This is a genomic window from Pseudomonas zanjanensis (genome assembly GCF_014268745.2).
Lineage (GTDB): Bacteria > Pseudomonadota > Gammaproteobacteria > Pseudomonadales > Pseudomonadaceae > Aquipseudomonas > Aquipseudomonas zanjanensis.
In genome coordinates this window covers 293,812-309,407 of record NZ_JABWRB020000002.1, presented here as the reverse complement: position 1 = coordinate 309,407, position 15,596 = coordinate 293,812, and the positions used below count along the sequence as shown (strand labels likewise).

The 15,596-nt window shown below is 61.0% G+C and carries 14 protein-coding genes, 1 tRNA gene and 2 pseudogenes; 7 read left to right on the top strand and 10 right to left on the bottom strand.

What is annotated here, in order from left to right; genetic code table 11:
• Positions 1–273 precede the first annotated feature (273 nt).
• From HU715_RS27335 to HU715_RS17170, 4 genes are all read right to left on the bottom strand, one after another.
• Positions 274–645: a c-type cytochrome gene (locus HU715_RS27335; protein WP_225917651.1), complete on the bottom strand. Its 372-nt coding sequence runs from the start codon at positions 643–645 to the stop codon at positions 274–276.
• 5 nt (positions 646–650) lie between these two features.
• Complete coding sequence (locus HU715_RS17180) at positions 651–1,238, bottom strand: hypothetical protein (protein ID WP_186705001.1); 588 nt, start codon at positions 1,236–1,238, stop codon at positions 651–653.
• 4 nt (positions 1,239–1,242) lie between these two features.
• On the bottom strand, positions 1,243–1,686 hold the full coding sequence (locus HU715_RS17175; RefSeq protein ID WP_186705000.1) for a DUF3592 domain-containing protein: 444 nt from the start codon (positions 1,684–1,686) through the stop codon (positions 1,243–1,245).
• A gap of 182 nt (positions 1,687–1,868) precedes the next feature.
• Positions 1,869–3,086 (bottom strand): MFS transporter, encoded by a 1,218-nt coding sequence (locus tag HU715_RS17170; RefSeq protein WP_186704999.1) that lies wholly within the window; start codon positions 3,084–3,086, stop codon positions 1,869–1,871.
• 329 nt (positions 3,087–3,415) lie between these two features.
• Here HU715_RS17170 and HU715_RS17165 point away from each other — a divergent pair, with 329 nt between their 5' ends.
• From HU715_RS17165 to ggt, 3 genes are all read left to right on the top strand, one after another.
• Positions 3,416–5,473: a methyl-accepting chemotaxis protein gene (locus HU715_RS17165; protein WP_186704998.1), complete on the top strand. Its 2,058-nt coding sequence runs from the start codon at positions 3,416–3,418 to the stop codon at positions 5,471–5,473.
• A 103-nt stretch (positions 5,474–5,576) separates the two neighbouring features.
• Positions 5,577–5,653: transfer RNA gene (locus tag HU715_RS17160), tRNA-Met, on the top strand.
• Between the two features lie 192 nt (positions 5,654–5,845).
• Positions 5,846–7,687 carry a gamma-glutamyltransferase gene (gene ggt / locus HU715_RS17155; protein WP_367617214.1) on the top strand — a complete coding sequence of 614 codons (1,842 nt, stop codon included), beginning with the start codon at positions 5,846–5,848 and terminating at the stop codon, positions 7,685–7,687.
• 270 nt (positions 7,688–7,957) lie between these two features.
• Here ggt and HU715_RS27705 read toward each other — a convergent pair.
• Together HU715_RS27705 and HU715_RS27700 are read right to left on the bottom strand one after the other, a co-directional pair.
• Positions 7,958–8,389: pseudogene (locus HU715_RS27705) on the bottom strand (methyl-accepting chemotaxis protein); the annotation flags it as partial.
• A 108-nt stretch (positions 8,390–8,497) separates the two neighbouring features.
• Positions 8,498–9,184, bottom strand: a pseudogene (locus HU715_RS27700) (PAS domain-containing protein); the annotation flags it as partial.
• A gap of 302 nt (positions 9,185–9,486) precedes the next feature.
• Between HU715_RS27700 and HU715_RS17145 the strand changes: the two are divergent.
• The 3 genes from HU715_RS17145 to HU715_RS17135 all read left to right on the top strand — a co-directional run bounded on the left by HU715_RS17145 (position 9,487) and on the right by HU715_RS17135 (position 12,890).
• Positions 9,487–10,905, top strand: coding sequence for a short-chain fatty acid transporter (locus HU715_RS17145; protein ID WP_186704995.1), 1,419 nt, complete (start codon positions 9,487–9,489; stop codon positions 10,903–10,905).
• 114 nt (positions 10,906–11,019) lie between these two features.
• The gene (locus HU715_RS17140; RefSeq protein WP_186704994.1) at positions 11,020–12,180 is read left to right on the top strand and encodes a hypothetical protein; all 1,161 of its coding nucleotides are present in this window, start codon (positions 11,020–11,022) and stop codon (positions 12,178–12,180) included.
• Between the two features lie 182 nt (positions 12,181–12,362).
• Complete coding sequence (locus HU715_RS17135; protein ID WP_186704993.1) at positions 12,363–12,890, top strand: SET domain-containing protein; 528 nt, start codon at positions 12,363–12,365, stop codon at positions 12,888–12,890.
• 10 nt (positions 12,891–12,900) lie between these two features.
• On the opposite strand, the gene can is transcribed toward HU715_RS17135, so the two are convergent.
• The gene (gene can / locus HU715_RS17130) at positions 12,901–13,545 is read right to left on the bottom strand and encodes a carbonate dehydratase (protein WP_186704992.1); all 645 of its coding nucleotides are present in this window, start codon (positions 13,543–13,545) and stop codon (positions 12,901–12,903) included.
• Between the two features lie 5 nt (positions 13,546–13,550).
• Entirely contained in the window at positions 13,551–13,679 is a 129-nt protein-coding gene (locus tag HU715_RS27470) for a hypothetical protein (protein ID WP_264083867.1), read from the bottom strand.
• Here HU715_RS27470 and HU715_RS17125 point away from each other — a divergent pair.
• Positions 13,678–14,082: a serine kinase/phosphatase gene (locus HU715_RS17125; RefSeq protein ID WP_186704991.1), complete on the top strand. Its 405-nt coding sequence runs from the start codon at positions 13,678–13,680 to the stop codon at positions 14,080–14,082. The genes HU715_RS27470 and HU715_RS17125 overlap by 2 nt on opposite strands.
• A gap of 248 nt (positions 14,083–14,330) precedes the next feature.
• On the opposite strand, the gene rimI is transcribed toward HU715_RS17125, so the two are convergent.
• Both rimI and HU715_RS17115 read right to left on the bottom strand, forming a co-directional pair.
• Complete coding sequence (gene rimI, locus HU715_RS17120; protein WP_047229376.1) at positions 14,331–14,783, bottom strand: ribosomal protein S18-alanine N-acetyltransferase; 453 nt, start codon at positions 14,781–14,783, stop codon at positions 14,331–14,333.
• Positions 14,776–15,555: an energy transducer TonB gene (locus tag HU715_RS17115; RefSeq protein ID WP_186704990.1), complete on the bottom strand. Its 780-nt coding sequence runs from the start codon at positions 15,553–15,555 to the stop codon at positions 14,776–14,778. Before HU715_RS17115 ends, rimI begins: the two co-directional genes overlap by 8 nt.
• Between the last annotated feature and the right edge of the window lie 41 nt (positions 15,556–15,596).

Below are 15,596 nucleotides of genomic sequence, written 5' to 3'. Positions count from 1 at the left end.
AGTAAGGATTTGCACGCCGCCCCAGCGTTGGCTCGAGCAGAGTTCGACCGGTGGTTGGTTGAAGCCGAAGGAAAGGGGCACTTCCGCTTTAACGTCTGAGTTGCATAAGACGGTGTCAGTGATGGTGATGGTGATGGTGATGGTGATGGTGATGGTGATGGTGATGGTGATGGTGATGGTGATGGTGTGTATATCCGTTATTCAGGTAACGGATATACACACAAATCCTGCGACACTCACAAGATAAACAGCACGCAGCAAAAGTCTAAAAAATCACCGGCCTTTAAAAATCACGCCACGCATATATACATTCAAATCGCGAAAGTCCCTAACCCCCCATTCAAACGGCACCAACTTCACACCATTCTCTTTCAACGTCCTGGGAATCAAGTCCCCATTGGGTCGAAGTATTACCGACGACACAATAACCCCCGGATAAACCCTAAGGCGCTCCTTGAAAGCCGAAGTCGTAAGATCAGGCGTAGGAGGATTGCTCTTATGAGCCAAAGGCCCCGTCCCCTTGAGGTCCACCCCATGGCACATCACACATCGCTGCAAATAGATATTTTTCCCATTGGCATTATCCGCAAAGGACAGCGATGTTTGAATCAGCGACAAAATCCCTAGCGAAGCAATGACTGACATTCACACTAGAACAGGTAACCCATATAGATCGCCGCACCACCACCGGCCTGCAACCCAGCATTCACACCCGCCATGACCACCGCCCCCTTGGCCGAGCGCGCCAGTTGCCGGTTGACCGTGGTCGCCGCAATGAGCGAAGTCGCCGGGTTGGCGCTCAAGGCCACCGATAACGCCAGCAACTTGGGGTCGAGCCCGAACAGCAGGGCCGTGGCCGAACCGCCGACCACCAGGCCCACGCCCACCTCGGTATACATGCAAGGACCCGTGATGTCGTCGCTGGTCAGGTCGCGATTGACCAAGGCGTCGCTGACAAACACCTTGCCGGTGCTGGGAAACGCCTCCGCCGCACCGGCCGCAGCCACACCCTTGCCCTTGATCTGGATATTGATCTTGCCGAAGCGTGGCAGCCTTGCGCCAAACCCGACACCCACGCCAACACCGCCATAGCGATAGCTGACGTCCTCGCCCTGGGGCGAACGCAGGATAATCGAGCCGCCACTGCCCGCCACCATGACCACGGTCAGACCGCCACCGCTGGCGGTCTGGTACTGCCAGCGACTTTCATTGACCGGGAGAGGGATGTTGTAGCTCATACGTTCAAAGTCCTTTATGTGAATGAACCGCACCGCGGCCGCGTTGACGGAAAGCTTTTAGCAGGCCGACAAGGGTGAACACCAAACCGATGAACCCCAGCACCCCGGAGGTCCCCCACAGTGCTGACGGGGAATCGACGATGGCGCTGCCAGCCGGCTGCTCGGGCAAGTAGTGCACGCGCACCGGTTGGTCTTTCTGGTAACCGAAGATAAAACCGCCCTGGGGATAGGAAATTTTTTCGCCGCTGACGGTGGTGAAGGCGATTTCAGGATGCGAACCACCAGCATTCAAATGGCTGACGATGCCATCGGCGGTCTGTGCCTGGGCGAGAAAGTCGCGTCGATCAAGGGTGAGGTTGACGGCAATGCCCAACAAGCCAACGCCAATCAGAGAAAAAAGCAGGCCCAGCAGTAGGGTCCCGATGCGTGACGGGGTGTCGTTAGCCATGGCTTGTCCCGGTATTCGTCCATGAAAGAAGGCGGCGAGAATAACAAAAAGCCAGGCTATGGCGTATCACTGGATTTGAATGCAGGGCTACGGTGTTGGGTCAGTTTGAAATGATGCTGGAGATACCGACGCCTTCGCGAGCAAGCTCGCTCCCACAATGGTTTTTCGTTGTTCGCAAACACTCAAGCCTTCCGGGTCCTCGGCAAGAAAATCGCCAACACCCCGAGCAACGGCAGGAACGAGCACAGCCAGTACACATACTCGATGCCACGGATGTCCGCCAGGTGCCCCAGCAACGCGGCGCCAATCCCACCGAAACCAAACATCAGCCCGAAGAACACGCCGGCGATCATCCCGACGTTGCCCGGCACCAGTTCCTGGGCGTACACGACGATGGCCGAGAACGCCGAGGCCAGGACGAAACCGATGACCATGCTGAGGATGCTGGTCCACAGCAGGTCTACGTGAGGCAGGATCAGCGTGAACGGTGCCACGCCGAGGATGGAGAACCAGATCACCGCCTTGCGCCCGATCCTGTCGCCAATCGGCCCGCCAAAAAAGGTCCCCGCCGCCACCGCGCCGAGAAACAGGAACAGGTGCAACTGCGAAGAGGCCACCGACAGGTCAAACTTCTCGATCAGGTAGAACGTGAAGTAGCTGGTAAAACTGGCCATATAGAAGTACTTGGAAAACACCAGCAGCCCCAGCACCACCAGGGCACTCAAGACTCGGCCCTTGGACAACCCATGAGTGGCCGCCTGGCCTTGCTTGAGCTTGAACAGGTTCAGGTGGTTGGCGTACCAGCGGCTGATGCGGTACAGCACGTACAACGCAAACAGGGCGAACAGCCCGAACCAGGCCACATTGCCCTGCCCGTAGGGAATGATGATCGCCGCCGCCAGCAGCGGGCCGAAGGCGGAGCCGGCATTACCGCCCACCTGGAACGTCGATTGCGCCAGCCCGTAGCGGCCACCCGAGGCCAGTCGCGCCACCCGCGACGCTTCCGGGTGGAAGGTCGACGAACCAATGCCGATCAACGCAGCCGCCAACAGGATCAGGGCAAAACTGCCGACCATGGACATCATCACAATGCCGATCAGCGTGCACACCGTCCCGGCCGGCAACAGCCACGGCTTGGGGTGCCGGTCGGTGTGATAGCCGACCCATGGCTGCAACAAAGATGCGGTCAACTGGAACGTCAGCGTGATCAAGCCAACTTGGGTGAAGGTCAGGCCATAGCTGTCCTTGAGCATTGGATAGATCGACGGCAGCACCGCCTGGATCAAGTCATTGATCAAGTGCGCCAGCGCCACGGCGCCGATGATGCGCATGACCAACGGGCTGCTTTGCGCCGGAGCGGCAACGGCCGAGGTGTCGGCCTGGGTATTGCTGATAGCCATGGGGTTTCCATACGACAGAGGGTGCACACGGGCAGGTGCGTCAATGTGCCATTTTTCGGTGCGACAAGGCTATCCCCTTAGCTTGCTATCGACCTTGAAAAATTGTCGAATTCCAAGGTGATAGCCCAACGCCATGGTCTGAATCTTGCCTTGTTAATGAGCTACAACGCGGCTCCTTACAAAGGGGACCGAGAATGGGAAGTTTCGCTACAGAGCTGGCCTACCGAGCCGATTTGGACAAACTTTCGAAGCCTTTTAAAAGGGCACCCGTTTTAGCACTGTGTAGAAACGCACAAAAACAGTGCAGGGGTGTTCAGGGGAGTATGGGCATGCAGGCTTTTCTATCACCGGGAATCAGGTTGTTGGGGCGTTTCGGCTTCGCCCGCAAATTCCAATTGCTGTTCCTGCTATTTATCCTGCCGCTCATGGGCAGCCTGTGGCTCATCGGCCAGGATTATCGCGACAAACTCAGCCTGATTTCCGGGGAACGCGCCGGGGTGCGCCAGTTGTTGGCCCTGGATAACCTCGACAACCTGCTCACCGCCCAGCGCAACCGCGCCGCCCGCTGGCGTGCCACCGAGACCAATCGGCAGCCGACACCCGCGACGCTGGCCGCCATGGCGGCGTACGATGCAGTGCAACCGGCCCTCAACCAGGCCGCCAGTGACCTGGCCAATACCCTGCAAACCGCAGGGGCCGAAGCCGACACCCTCGCCCGTTATCAAACCCTGCAAACCAGCCTCAACGGCCTGGATTCGAAAAGCCTGGGCAGCGTGGGTTGGTGGCCGGATGGCTATGACCGCTTCACCGCAGCGCTCAGCGCCCTGCAAGCGTTGCGCGAACAAATGGTCATGGATAACCGCCTGACCCTCGCCTCCTGGCTGGAGACTTATCTGTTGACTCAGATTTCCACCCAGCAGACGCCGGACCTGATCGAACGGGTCGGCCGTCTGGCCAGCGTCGGCCAGGCCTCCGTGGTGTCGGGCCAATTCACCTTGCAGAGCCGCCTGCAACTGCGGGACCTGCGCAGCCGTATCGGCGACGCCCGGGATCAACTGGTCAAGACCGGAACATTGCTGGAAACCCGCCTGCCCAGCGACCTGCAGACCTGGGCAGGACAATTCCAAGGCAGCCTCAAGCACTTGGACGCCGGCCTCAAAGTCCTGGATGACGGCGTGTTCGGCGGCGCCATCAATCTGAAGCCGGAAGACTTCGAAAAACACATGGATGCCCTCCTCGCCGACCTGGCGACCCTGCGGCAACAATCGCTGGTGGCGCTGGATACGCGACTGGACCACTACTACGGCTCGGCGATTCGCCAGTTCATCCTGGTCGCGACGATCCTCGGCTGCCTGCTGCTGGCCGCGCTGTATCTTTTTGTCTGCCTGCAAGCGTCGATCCGGCGCAGCGCCAGCGGTATCACCTTACTGGCCGAGGCCCTGCGCGACGGCAATCTCAGCTTGCAAGTACCGGTGCAAGGGCGCGATGAACTGGCGGCCATCAGCACCGCCCTCAACGTCGCCGTGGTGCAGTTGCGCAACAGCCTGCTGGGGGTGGATCACGAGACGTTGCAGTTGAGCAACGCCGTGCGCACCCTCAATACACACTCCAGCGGCGCCCTGGGAGAAGTCGAGGCCCAGCAAATACAGATCAGCCAGATCGCCGCCGCCGCGACGCAACTGGCCGCCACCTCCCAAGGCGTGGCAAAGAGCTGTGAACAAGCTTCCGACAGCGCCCAGCAAACCCGGCGCATCGCCGCCGACAGCAGCCGCGACAGCCAGCGCACCACGGCGAGTATCCAGCAGCTCAACCAACGGCTCAACGAAACCGCCGCCGCACTGGGGCGGGTCAGCGAACAGGGGCAACAGATCCAACTGGTGGTCGATACCATTCGTGGCGTCGCCGAGCAGACCAATCTCCTGGCCCTCAATGCCGCTATCGAAGCGGCTCGCGCCGGCGAACAAGGCCGCGGTTTCGCGGTGGTCGCCGATGAAGTGCGCAGCCTGTCGCAACGCACCCAGTCCTCCACGCAACAAATTGCCGGCACCGTCGACAGCCTGCGCGCCACGGTCAACGAAGCCGTCAGCCTGATGGAAGCCGCCTGCGGCCAAGCCCAGACCGACGCCCAAGCCGTCACTGGCCTCGGCGAGCGACTGGGCGAAATTGCCAGCGCCGTGCAAAGCGTCACCGACACCCTGGCGCAAATCGCCACCGCCGTGGATGAACAAGCCAGCACCGCCGATGAAGTCAGCGGCAACATCCAACAGGTCGACCAGGCGGCCATGCGCTTGCTCGAAGGCGCACGGGCCGTGAACGTGGCGGCCGATACCTTGAGCCAGGGAAGCCAGGCCTTGAGTGCCAACACAGGGAGATTTCAGCTCGGCTGACGGGGATTTGCAGCGAGGATTGTTAAGCGGTTGAAAGCGCAGAGAAATATTTCAGATTTACGCTTGACACATCTTCGTTACCGGCGAATAATGCGCGCCACTTGGCTACATAGCTCAGTTGGTTAGAGCATAGCATTCATAATGCTGGGGTCCGGGGTTCAAGTCCCTGTGTAGCCACCAAGTACTAAAAACGGCTTATCGAAAGATAAGCCGTTTTTTTATGCCTTGAAAAAATAACCGCTCTCTCAGAATTGTTTATGCCCCTGCGATCAGGGACAGACTGGGCTTTGCTCAGTCCCGTGTCGATTTGCGCCACACGCCTCGCATCGCTACAGTCGATCCTATATCCCAAGCCCACGGATGGAGCGACACGTGCTCACAGATCTGAAACCGAACCTTCATCGCCTGTCAGCCGTTTCGTTGCTGGCTGTCGCGTTCACGCTTGGCGCCTGCAAGGCCCCGCCCTCCTCCACCGCCACACCAGCATTGCCCGCCCCGCCGGAAATCACGTCCGGCTACCGCACCGACGTACAGACGCGTTACGCCGACAAGCACATGGCGGCCGCGGCCAACCCGCTGGCGGCCGAGGCCGGGCGGGAGATGTTGCGGCGCGGCGGCTCGGCCATCGACGCGGCGATTGCGATGCAAGCGGTGCTGACCCTGGTGGAGCCGCAATCGTCGGGCATTGGCGGCGGCGCGTTCATTGTGCTGTGGGATGGCAAGGCCGTGCGCACTTACGACGGTCGCGAAACGGCACCGGCCGGCGCCACCGAAAGACTTTTCCTGCAAGCCGACGGCAAACCCATGCCGTTTACCGCCGCCCAAATTGGTGGCCGCTCCGTTGGCACTCCCGGGGTGTTGCGTGGGCTGGAACTGGCCCACCGTAAACACGGGCGCCTGCAATGGGCGACGTTGTTCGAACCGGCCATTGCGTTGGCCGAACAAGGCTTCGCGATTTCGCCCAGGCTGCATTCATTGATCGCGACCGACCCGTCTTTGCCGGGCTCGCCGGACATGGCGGCATACTTTCTCAATGCCGATGGCAGTCCGAAGGCAGTTGGCACCATCCTGAAAAATCCGGCCTTGGCAGGGGTGCTCAAGCGCATCGCCAACGAAGGTCCCGATGCGTTGTACAAAGGGCCGGTTGCCGAGGAGATCGTCGCCAAGGTGCAGGGTCACGCCAACCCCGGCAGCCTTTCGCTGAACGACCTCCAGGGCTACACCGCACGGGAGCGGCCCGCGTTGTGCACCGACTACAAGCGCTGGCAAATCTGCGGCATGCCTCCACCGTCTTCGGGCGGGGTTGCCGTGGCACAGATCCTCGGGACGTTGCAGGCCCTGGAACAGCGCGACAGCAATGCCGCCCTCGCCCCCTTGAAACCCCTCAAGACCGATAAACCCGCCGGCATTGAACCCTCTCCCGAAGCGGTGCACCTGATCGCCGAAGCCGAGCGCCTGGCCTACGCCGACCGCGCCCAATACATCGCCGACCCGAATTTTGTAGCCGTGCCACTCAACGGACTGGTAAATCAAGGTTACCTGGCCAGCCGAGCCAGCCTGATCGGCCCTCGTAGCATGGGTGTCGCCAAGCCCGGCACACCACCGGGCATCCAGGTAGCCTACGCCCCGGACCGTTCACCGTTGCGTATTTCCACCTCGCAAGTGGTGGCGGTGGATGACCAGGGTGGTGCGGTGTCCATGACCACGACGGTGGAGTCGGCGTTCGGCTCGCACCTGATGGTCCAGGGTTTCATGCTCAACAACCAGATGACTGACTTCTCGTTCATCCCTGAAGAAAACGGGCAAAAAGTCGCCAACCGCGTCGAACCCGGCAAACGCCCACGTTCATCCATGGCGCCGACACTGGTCTTCGACCATCAGGGTAGACTGCTGGCCGCTGTCGGCTCCCCCGGCGGCTCGCAAATCATCGAATACGTCGCCAAGTCAGTGATCGGCCTGCTGGATTGGAACCTGGATCCGCAAACCGCCATCAACCTCCCCAACTTCGGCAGCCGCAATGGCCCCACCGAACTGGAGAAAGGACAGTTCAGCCCGACGCTGGTCCAGGCGCTGAAAGACAAGGGCCACACGGTGAGCGAAATCGATATGAACAGCGGCACCCAGGCTATTGTCCGGGTGCGTGATGCTCAGGGGAAAACCTCACTGGCCGGCGGTGCGGATCCGCGACGGGAAGGCGCAGCGCTGGGGGATTGAGTACTCGTCGATCAAGTTGAGGCAGCTTAGGGAGTTGAATACTGTGGCGAGGGAGCTTGCTCCCGCTGGGCTGCGAAGCAGCCCCCATTGGATCACCAAGATCGTTCAGGCAGACCGCGTCAACCGTTTTACGACGGCTGCGCCGCCGAGCGGGAGCAAGCTCCCTCGCCACAGGGTGAGTGTTTGGCTGGAATGATCAGTCTGTGAGCACCAGAAAATCCTGTGGGAGCGAGCCTGCTCGCGATAGCGGCGGCTCGCTCAGCCGTTTTCTCAAGTCGATAGCTGATTAGCGAACTGGCTCACCGCATCGACCACTTTTTTCGCCCCATCCTGGATCTCAACGATCACCGTCCCCGCCTCGGCGGCCAAGGCCAGTCCGTGTTCGGCCTGGTGCTGGCCGTCGGTCATGAGTGCTACGGCGTTGCGGGCCATGTCCTGGTTCTGGCGAACCACGCCGACGATTTCATCGGTGGCCTGGCTGGTGCGCGATGCCAATTGGCGCACCTCATCGGCCACCACCGCAAAGCCCCGGCCTTGCTCGCCGGCCCGGGCCGCTTCGATCGCGGCGTTGAGCGCCAGCAGGTTGGTCTGTTCGGCGATGCCGCTGATGGTCTTGACGATGGTGCCGATCACCAGGGATTGCTCATTCAACGCCTCGATGCCTTGACCGGCGGTTTGCATGTGCCGGGCCAGGTCGCGCATCACGTCCACGGCCTGGGTCACCACCGTCGTGCCGCGCTGGGCGCTGTTGTCGGTCTGCAGCGAGGTGCTGTACGCAATATTGGCCGCCTCGGCGACGGCTTTTTCCTGGTTGACCTGGTCGGTGATGTTGGTGGCGAACTTCACGACTTTATACAGTCGATCGTTGGCATCGAGCACCGGGTTATAGGACGCCTCCAACCATACTTCACGACCGCTGCTGTCGAGACGCTTGAAGCGCCCGGCCACGAATTCCCCGCTGTTCAAGCGTTTCCAGAAATGCTGATAGCCCGCGCTGTTGTATTCCTCAGGCTCACAAAACGTGCGGTGGTGCTTGCCCTTGATCTGCGCGAGGCTGTAACCCATGGCGTTGAGGAAGCGATCATTGGCCGTCAGTACGTGCCCGCCCAGATCGAACTCGATCACTGCCGTTGAACGCACCAACGCGCCGATGAGGTTTTCATGTTCCCGGGACGCTTCGATGGTGCGGGTCAGGTCATTGGAGTACATCGAAAAATAGCGGACCCGCCCGTCAGCATTCCGTACGGGCTGGAGGATTGAACGCAGCCAGGCTTCCTGGCCATTGCCCCGCAGCAGGCGCACGGCACCGGAAAAGTGTTCGCCACGGGTGAGCGCCGACTTGAAGCGAACCTGGAACTCATTGGATTTCAAGTACGCAGGCACCAGCTCATCCACAGCCCGGCCGATCAGGTCCTGGCTCTTGTAGCGCATCTCGTCGAGGAAATTCTGATTGACCGATTGAATCCGTCCGTCGGCATCCAGGGTGAGGCCAAGCATTTCGCGATCCAGGCTTTCCTTGACTTGCACAAGGCTGGACAGTTCTTGGCGAAGAGCCAGTAGCTCCTGCTTCAGGCGGTTGTTGAACATGGGCAGCTCCGACAGCAGAAGAATTGAATAGGCTGTTCCCTTGCCATCGGCCCAGCGTTTTTTTTCTAAAGAGCGCCGCGAGCCGGTACTGAAAATATACCGTCGCCCGCCGAACCCGATCAGCCTCCCACGGTCACTGGATTGTTCTACTGTTGCGCCTGGCTTTTGAAGCAGCCTTGAATATTCATAATCATAAAAACGAGGTAATTGCCGTGACCACTGACATCGAAGACAGCCGTTCCGCCCGCTTCGCCTTGCGCTGTTCCAGTTTCGCCGAGCGCTGGTTTCCCGACTCCTGGGTCTTCGCCGCGCTGGCGGTGCTGGTGGTCGCCGTGGCGACGCAATTCATCGGCGCCACGCCCACGGCAGCGGCCATGGCGTTCGGCGACGGCTTCTGGAGCCTGATCCCGTTCACCATGCAAATGGCCTTCGTGGTGATTGGCGGTTACGTGGTCGCCAGCTCGCCGCCGGCCGTCAAATTGATCGATCGCCTGGCGCGCATTCCGACCAACGGTCGCTCTGCGGTGGCGTGGGTGGCCCTGATTTCCATGGTCGCGTCGTTGCTCAATTGGGGCCTGTCGCTGGTATTTGGCGGTTTGCTGGTGCGCGCCCTCGCTCGGCGCACCGACCTGAAGATGGATTACCGCGCCGCCGGCGCCGCCGCCTACCTGGGCCTCGGCGCGGTATGGGCCCTGGGGTTGTCTTCGTCGGCGGCGCAATTACAGGCCAACCCGGCCAGCCTGCCCCCCTCGATCCTGTCGATTACCGGCGTCATTCCTTTCACCCAGACCATTTTTCTCTGGCAGTCCGGCGTGATGCTGCTGGCGCTGATCGTGATCTCGCTGATTGTCGCCTACGCCACCGCTCCCGGCCCCAATAGCGCCCGTGATGCCGCCGCGTGTGGAATCGATCCGAGTTTCAGCATGCCGGCATTGCAGCCCCGTACCCGCCCGGGAGAATGGCTGGAGCACAGCCCGCTGCTGACCATCGCCCTGGTGCTATTGGCCGCCGGCTGGCTGTTCCATGAATTTTCGACCAAGCCTGCGATCAGCGCCATTTCCGGGCTCAACACCTATAACTTCCTGTTCATCATGCTCGGGGCCTTGCTGCACTGGCGGCCGCGCAGCTTTCTCGACGCCGTGGCCCGCGCGGTGCCGACCACCACGGGCGTGTTGATCCAGTTTCCGTTGTACGGCTCGATCGCCGCGCTGCTGACCACGATCAAAGGCAGCGACGCCCAGACCCTGGCTCACCACATCTCGACCTTTTTCGTCCAGATCGCCTCCCATGACACGTACGCGTTGCTGATGGGCGTCTATTCGGCGGTGCTGGGCTTTTTCATTCCTTCCGGTGGCGGCAAGTGGATCATCGAGGCGCCCTACGTCATGCAAGTGGCTAACGACCTGAACTATCACCTCGGTTGGGCGGTGCAGATCTATAACGCCGCCGAAGCGCTGCCGAACCTCATCAACCCGTTCTACATGCTGCCGTTGCTGGGGGTGTTGGGGCTGAAGGCCAGGGACTTGATCGGGTTTTCCTTCGTGCAGTTGCTGGTGCACACGCCGTTGGTACTGGCGCTGCTGTGGGCGCTCGGGACGACATTGACGTATTTGCCGCCAGTGATGCCATAAAGCCTTAAAACAGGGCCGATATTTCCATCGGCCCACTTCTTCTTCGGCTCGGTCTGTTTCAGTATGGATACACCCCTGTTTTCCTGGGGCCCCCACGCTGAAAAGGATCTGAGCATGTTCAAACTCGCCGTACTTCCTCTTGCCGCCCTCACCCTGAGCGCCGCCGCCCACGCCGCCGACATCGACGTAAACCTTGGCAGCACCGAACGCGTCACCCGTCTCTTCGCTTATCCCAACAACTGCAACGTCATTTGTTTTCGCGACTGGACACTGGAACAGACCGTCGAGCATTACCTGACGCAAAGTGTCCAGCGCGACGGCTACGACGCGGCCAAGGTCAGCGTCAAAAGCGACAACGGCACCGTCTACGCCAACATCAGCGGCGTGCCGAAAAGCTATGGCCAACCGCTGAAGGCCCTACTCGACGCTGGGGACCTGGCGTACAACGGCGCAACCAAACTCAACAACGACAAGAAATGGTCCTACAACTGGTACCTGTTCCTGCCGCTGGGCATGGCCCTGGAGAACCGTAAGAGCGTCGAGTTGCTGCACTTCCCGCCGGATTACTCCCTGACCCAGGCGCAGGATTACTTGGAATCGGCCACCACCGACCGCTGGGCCACGCTGCTCACCGTCAACGGCATCGCCGCGCCAAACACACCCGCTTACCAGACCATCATCGACATTGCGCCCATCGCTGCGCCGTCCAATGCTGGCAGCACCTTGGAGGGGCTCTACAGCTACTTCAACGATTACCAGACCACCATGGTCAAAGAGGTTACCCAAACCGCCAGCGGCGCCGCATTGCCGATGGTGGCCTTCGGAGCGCCCGTTCGGAACTGGATCAAGACCCAGTACGGCCAGACCATAGGCGTGCTCGGCCTGGCAACCATCACGCCGACGGCGGGGGTCAAGGTGCCGGTCCTGGGTTCCAACCACCCGAGCTATATCTGGTACGCCGCTGACAAGGAAAACTACGACGGCGACGAAGCCAAGGCGGATGCCGCCGGCTTGAAAGTCATGGGCCAGGACTTGAGTGCCGCCTGCTGGCAGGCCGGCATGGGCAGCAAGCCGGGCACCGATCCAAGCACCCTGCTGAACCAGTGCACGCAGACCTGGCAGGTCACGGACAAGGAAAAGACCTGCGAATTGTTCTACACCTCGGTGCGTAAACTGAGCGAGGCAGACGCGGCGAAGAAATGCGAAACACCGGCGATCAAGTCGCAACTTCCACAATTGAAGGTGCCCATGCCGCTGCCTGCCGAGGCGGTGTAAACCTCGGGGCGCTTTCCCGCGTAAGCCTGCGCTGACACGGGAAAGCGCCTTTGGCTCCTGTCAGAGTCGACAGTAGATCCTGCCCCCGACTTGGGCGAAGCTATCAAAAGTTTCTTTCAACGAACCGCCGGCAGGATCGCCAGCGCCAACAAGTCGAGTGTCTATCACCGACAAGGACTGTCATGAGCCTGTTCATCCGCGATAGCGCCTGTTCACAGCGCCGGGATTGCATCTACCCGGAAAAACAACTCAGCACCCGCCTGGGCTACCCTTCTGTGCGCGACTTTGAAGTGCATCAGACGACCGACGGGCGCGGCCACGGCATCATCGCCCGCAAGCCCTTCGCGCCCATGACGAGGATGTGCAGGGTGTCGGGGTTGCTGGTGAGTCGACGGCGCCGGGACACGTTGCAAATCCTGCCGAACGTGCACATGTATGACCCACGCTTCGCCGGATTGCTGCTGCACTCCTGCAACCCGAACGTGTTCCTCGACATGAGCGAACTGTGGTTATGGTCACTGGCCCGTATCGATGAAGGTGACTGCCTGACGATGGACTACGCCAGTACCGAACAGAAACTGTACCGGCAGTTCGCCTGCCGCTGTGGTTCGTACAACTGTCATGGCTGGATTACCGGCTACGACGAACCGCCCAATGAGCAGGGAATGACATTTCTACGGCACTGGCGTCGTCAATGTCACCGCGACTGACGAGCCTCAGTCAGGGCGCGCCAACCGGACGCAGCCGATACTGCGGCGGCAATTGCTCGAAACCGCTGATCGTGGTGTCCAGGCTCTTCCAGCGTCCGTCCTTGATCCCGTAGATGCAGCCATGAATCGACAGTTTCTGCCCACGGTGCCAGGCGTTCTGCACGATGCTGGTATGGCCGACGTTGGCGACCTGCTGGATCACGTTGAGTTCGCACAGGCGATCCACACGCTCCTCTTCGGTCGGCAACTGGCCCAACGCCTCGCGATGCTCGTAATACAGGTCGCGAATCGAGCGCAGCCAGCCGTCGATCAGGCCCAGTTGCTGGTTCTGCATCGAGGCACGCACACCACCACAGCCATAGTGGCCAGTGACCAGGATGTGTTTGACCTTGAGCACGTCCACGGCGTACTGGATCACCGACAGGCAGTTGAGGTCGGTGTGCAGCACCACGTTGGCCACGTTGCGGTGCACGAACAGATCACCCGGCAGCATGCCGACGATCTCGTTGGCCGGCACCCGCGCATCGGAACAGCCGATCCACAGGTACTCCGGGGTTTGCTGACGAGCCAGCTTGGCGAAAAAGTCAGGATCCTCCTGCTTGATCGCATCGGCCCAACGCGCGTTGTTATCAATCAGATCTTGTAATTCGTTCATGCTGTCTAGCCTCGATAGAGAGTGCGCAACTGTGACAGACGACCGCCGGTCGGGGTCACGTCGGTGATGCATTGGAATTCCTGGCTGCGCTGCCGGTCGACACCAGTAAGGCCCACAGTATGAGGAATTGCCATGAATGATTCACGACGCCCCTTCGATGCGACGCAGCCGGAACCCATCGACGACAACGAGGATCGCATGGGCTCGATGCATGAGTTGGAGTTCGACGACGAACAGCCCAGCGCGAAAATCGGCGACGAACTGCCCAATGACGAACGCGAGCAATTGATGCCGCGTGAGCGCGTGCGTGAAGCGGGCATGACCGGCGCCTCGACGGATGACCATCAATCCACCGATGACGACATGAGCCCGGAAACCCTCATCCGCGAAGACGGCGCCCGGGACGCCTCCGAGGCCGGCGACGACGAGCAGGCGGATTGGGACCTGAGCGTCGTGAATGAAAATGATATTGGCGGAGGCGATGGGCTGGACGAAGCGGAAATGGCCGATATCGATCCGTTGGATGGCAAGCGTTGACCAGCCCTGTGGGAGCGAGCCCGCTCGCGATAGCGGTGGGTCAGCTTGCATTAATGTCGAATGTGCCGCCGTCTTCGCGAGCAGGCTCGCTCCCACATGGATTTTGGGTTTGATCGCAAATTTGATGTACACCGCCGAGCCCCTGTGGGAGCGAGCTTGCTCGCGATGGCGGTGAATCAGCTTGCATCAATGTCGGATGTGCCGAAGCCATCGCGAGCAAGCCCGCTCCCACAAGGGGTCGTGGCCGTTCAGTCCACCAAGGTACACGCCATGACCACCGCATCCTCGCGCCCACCCACCGCCGGGTAGTAATCCCGGCGCCGACCCACTTCGTTGAAGCCATAGCGCTCATACAGCCGGAACGCCGTGCGGTTGCTGTCGCGCACTTCCAGGAAACATTCCCGGGCCTCGGCCTTGTAGGCGATCGACATCAGGTGTTCCAGCAGGCGCAAGCCCAGGCCACGGCCCTGGTTTTCCGGCTTGACGGTGATGTTGAGCAGGTGCGCCTCGTCCAGGATGATCTGCACCACCCCATGGCCGACTTGCTGCTGGCCTTCGAACATCAGCCAGATCTGGTACTTGCCCAGCCCGTCGAGAAATATCCCGCGGGTCCAGGGGTGGCTGTAGGCCGCGTATTCGATTTTCAGTACAGCGTCGAGGTCCGCCTCGGTCATCGGGCGGAACGATACAGCGTCACTCATTCGATTCTTTCCAGCGCGCCATCAGCCGGCGCATGGCTTGCCAGACATCAGCCTTGCGCTGTGGCGTTTCCATTAACAATTCCAGCCCGGGCAACGCCCAGGCCGAGCCCAGGCCTTCGACCTGCAATTCGCGATTGAACGCCTCGGCATCCGCCTCGCCGGCAAACTTCACCGCCGGCAGGCCGATCAGCCACAGGCACACGCAGGGCTCGTCTTCGAGCCGCGCCGAAACGAAGCCCTGGACGAAATCCCGCGCAGCTTCGGGCCCCTGGTCCATGGTGCCTCGCGACAACAGCGGCCAACGCACCGGTTCGCCAATGATCTGCGGGCTGTCCGGCAGACCGGCGGCGCGCAGCATGTCCTTGAGCAGCAGGTAGGCCGGATCGCGGCTTTGAAACGGCTCGCCCGTGGGCAACTCCACCAACAGCAGGCAACGCCCGGCCCGCAGCAGTTGCAGGGCGAAACGCGGCGGGGCGACATAGGGGGCCTTGGGCGGTGCCTCGACCACCTCTTCCACCGGTTTGGCATTGGTGCGGGTCGAGGCCAGGCTCGGACGCGGCACTTCGATCTTGGGCCGCTCGGAGGCTGGCGCTGGCGGCTCGGCGACCGTCTTGGCCACAGGCGCCGTCACGACCGGCGCGACGTACTCGGGCTCGGGCGTTTCCAACAGCTCGGGCCGCGACGGGGCGGCGAACGGCAATTCGGTACGCGGCAGCCAGTTGACCACCTGCATGGCGGTCAGATAGGCGCGGCGACGGGACTCGATAAGCAAAGGTCGGCCACTTGTGGATAACTGAAAGTGGAAGCGATTCT

What these genes read in the sequence shown, in the direction of transcription:
- HU715_RS17140 (WP_186704994.1), top strand. Translation starts at nt 11,020, where the DNA reads ATGTTCAAACTCGCCGTACTTCCTCTTGCCGCCCTCACCCTGAGCGCC.
- HU715_RS17135 (WP_186704993.1), top strand. Translation starts at nt 12,363, where the DNA reads ATGAGCCTGTTCATCCGCGATAGCGCCTGTTCACAGCGCCGGGATTGC.
- HU715_RS17125 (WP_186704991.1), top strand. Translation starts at nt 13,678, where the DNA reads ATGAATGATTCACGACGCCCCTTCGATGCGACGCAGCCGGAACCCATC.
- HU715_RS27335 (WP_225917651.1), bottom strand. Translation starts at nt 645, where the DNA reads ATGTCAGTCATTGCTTCGCTAGGGATTTTGTCGCTGATTCAAACATCG.
- HU715_RS17165 (WP_186704998.1), top strand. Translation starts at nt 3,416, where the DNA reads ATGCAGGCTTTTCTATCACCGGGAATCAGGTTGTTGGGGCGTTTCGGC.
- HU715_RS17175 (WP_186705000.1), bottom strand. Translation starts at nt 1,686, where the DNA reads ATGGCTAACGACACCCCGTCACGCATCGGGACCCTACTGCTGGGCCTG.
- HU715_RS17170 (WP_186704999.1), bottom strand. Translation starts at nt 3,086, where the DNA reads ATGGCTATCAGCAATACCCAGGCCGACACCTCGGCCGTTGCCGCTCCG.
- rimI (WP_047229376.1), bottom strand. Translation starts at nt 14,783, where the DNA reads ATGAGTGACGCTGTATCGTTCCGCCCGATGACCGAGGCGGACCTCGAC.
- HU715_RS27470 (WP_264083867.1), bottom strand. Translation starts at nt 13,679, where the DNA reads ATGGCAATTCCTCATACTGTGGGCCTTACTGGTGTCGACCGGCAGCGC.
- can (WP_186704992.1), bottom strand. Translation starts at nt 13,545, where the DNA reads ATGAACGAATTACAAGATCTGATTGATAACAACGCGCGTTGGGCCGAT.
- HU715_RS17180 (WP_186705001.1), bottom strand. Translation starts at nt 1,238, where the DNA reads ATGAGCTACAACATCCCTCTCCCGGTCAATGAAAGTCGCTGGCAGTAC.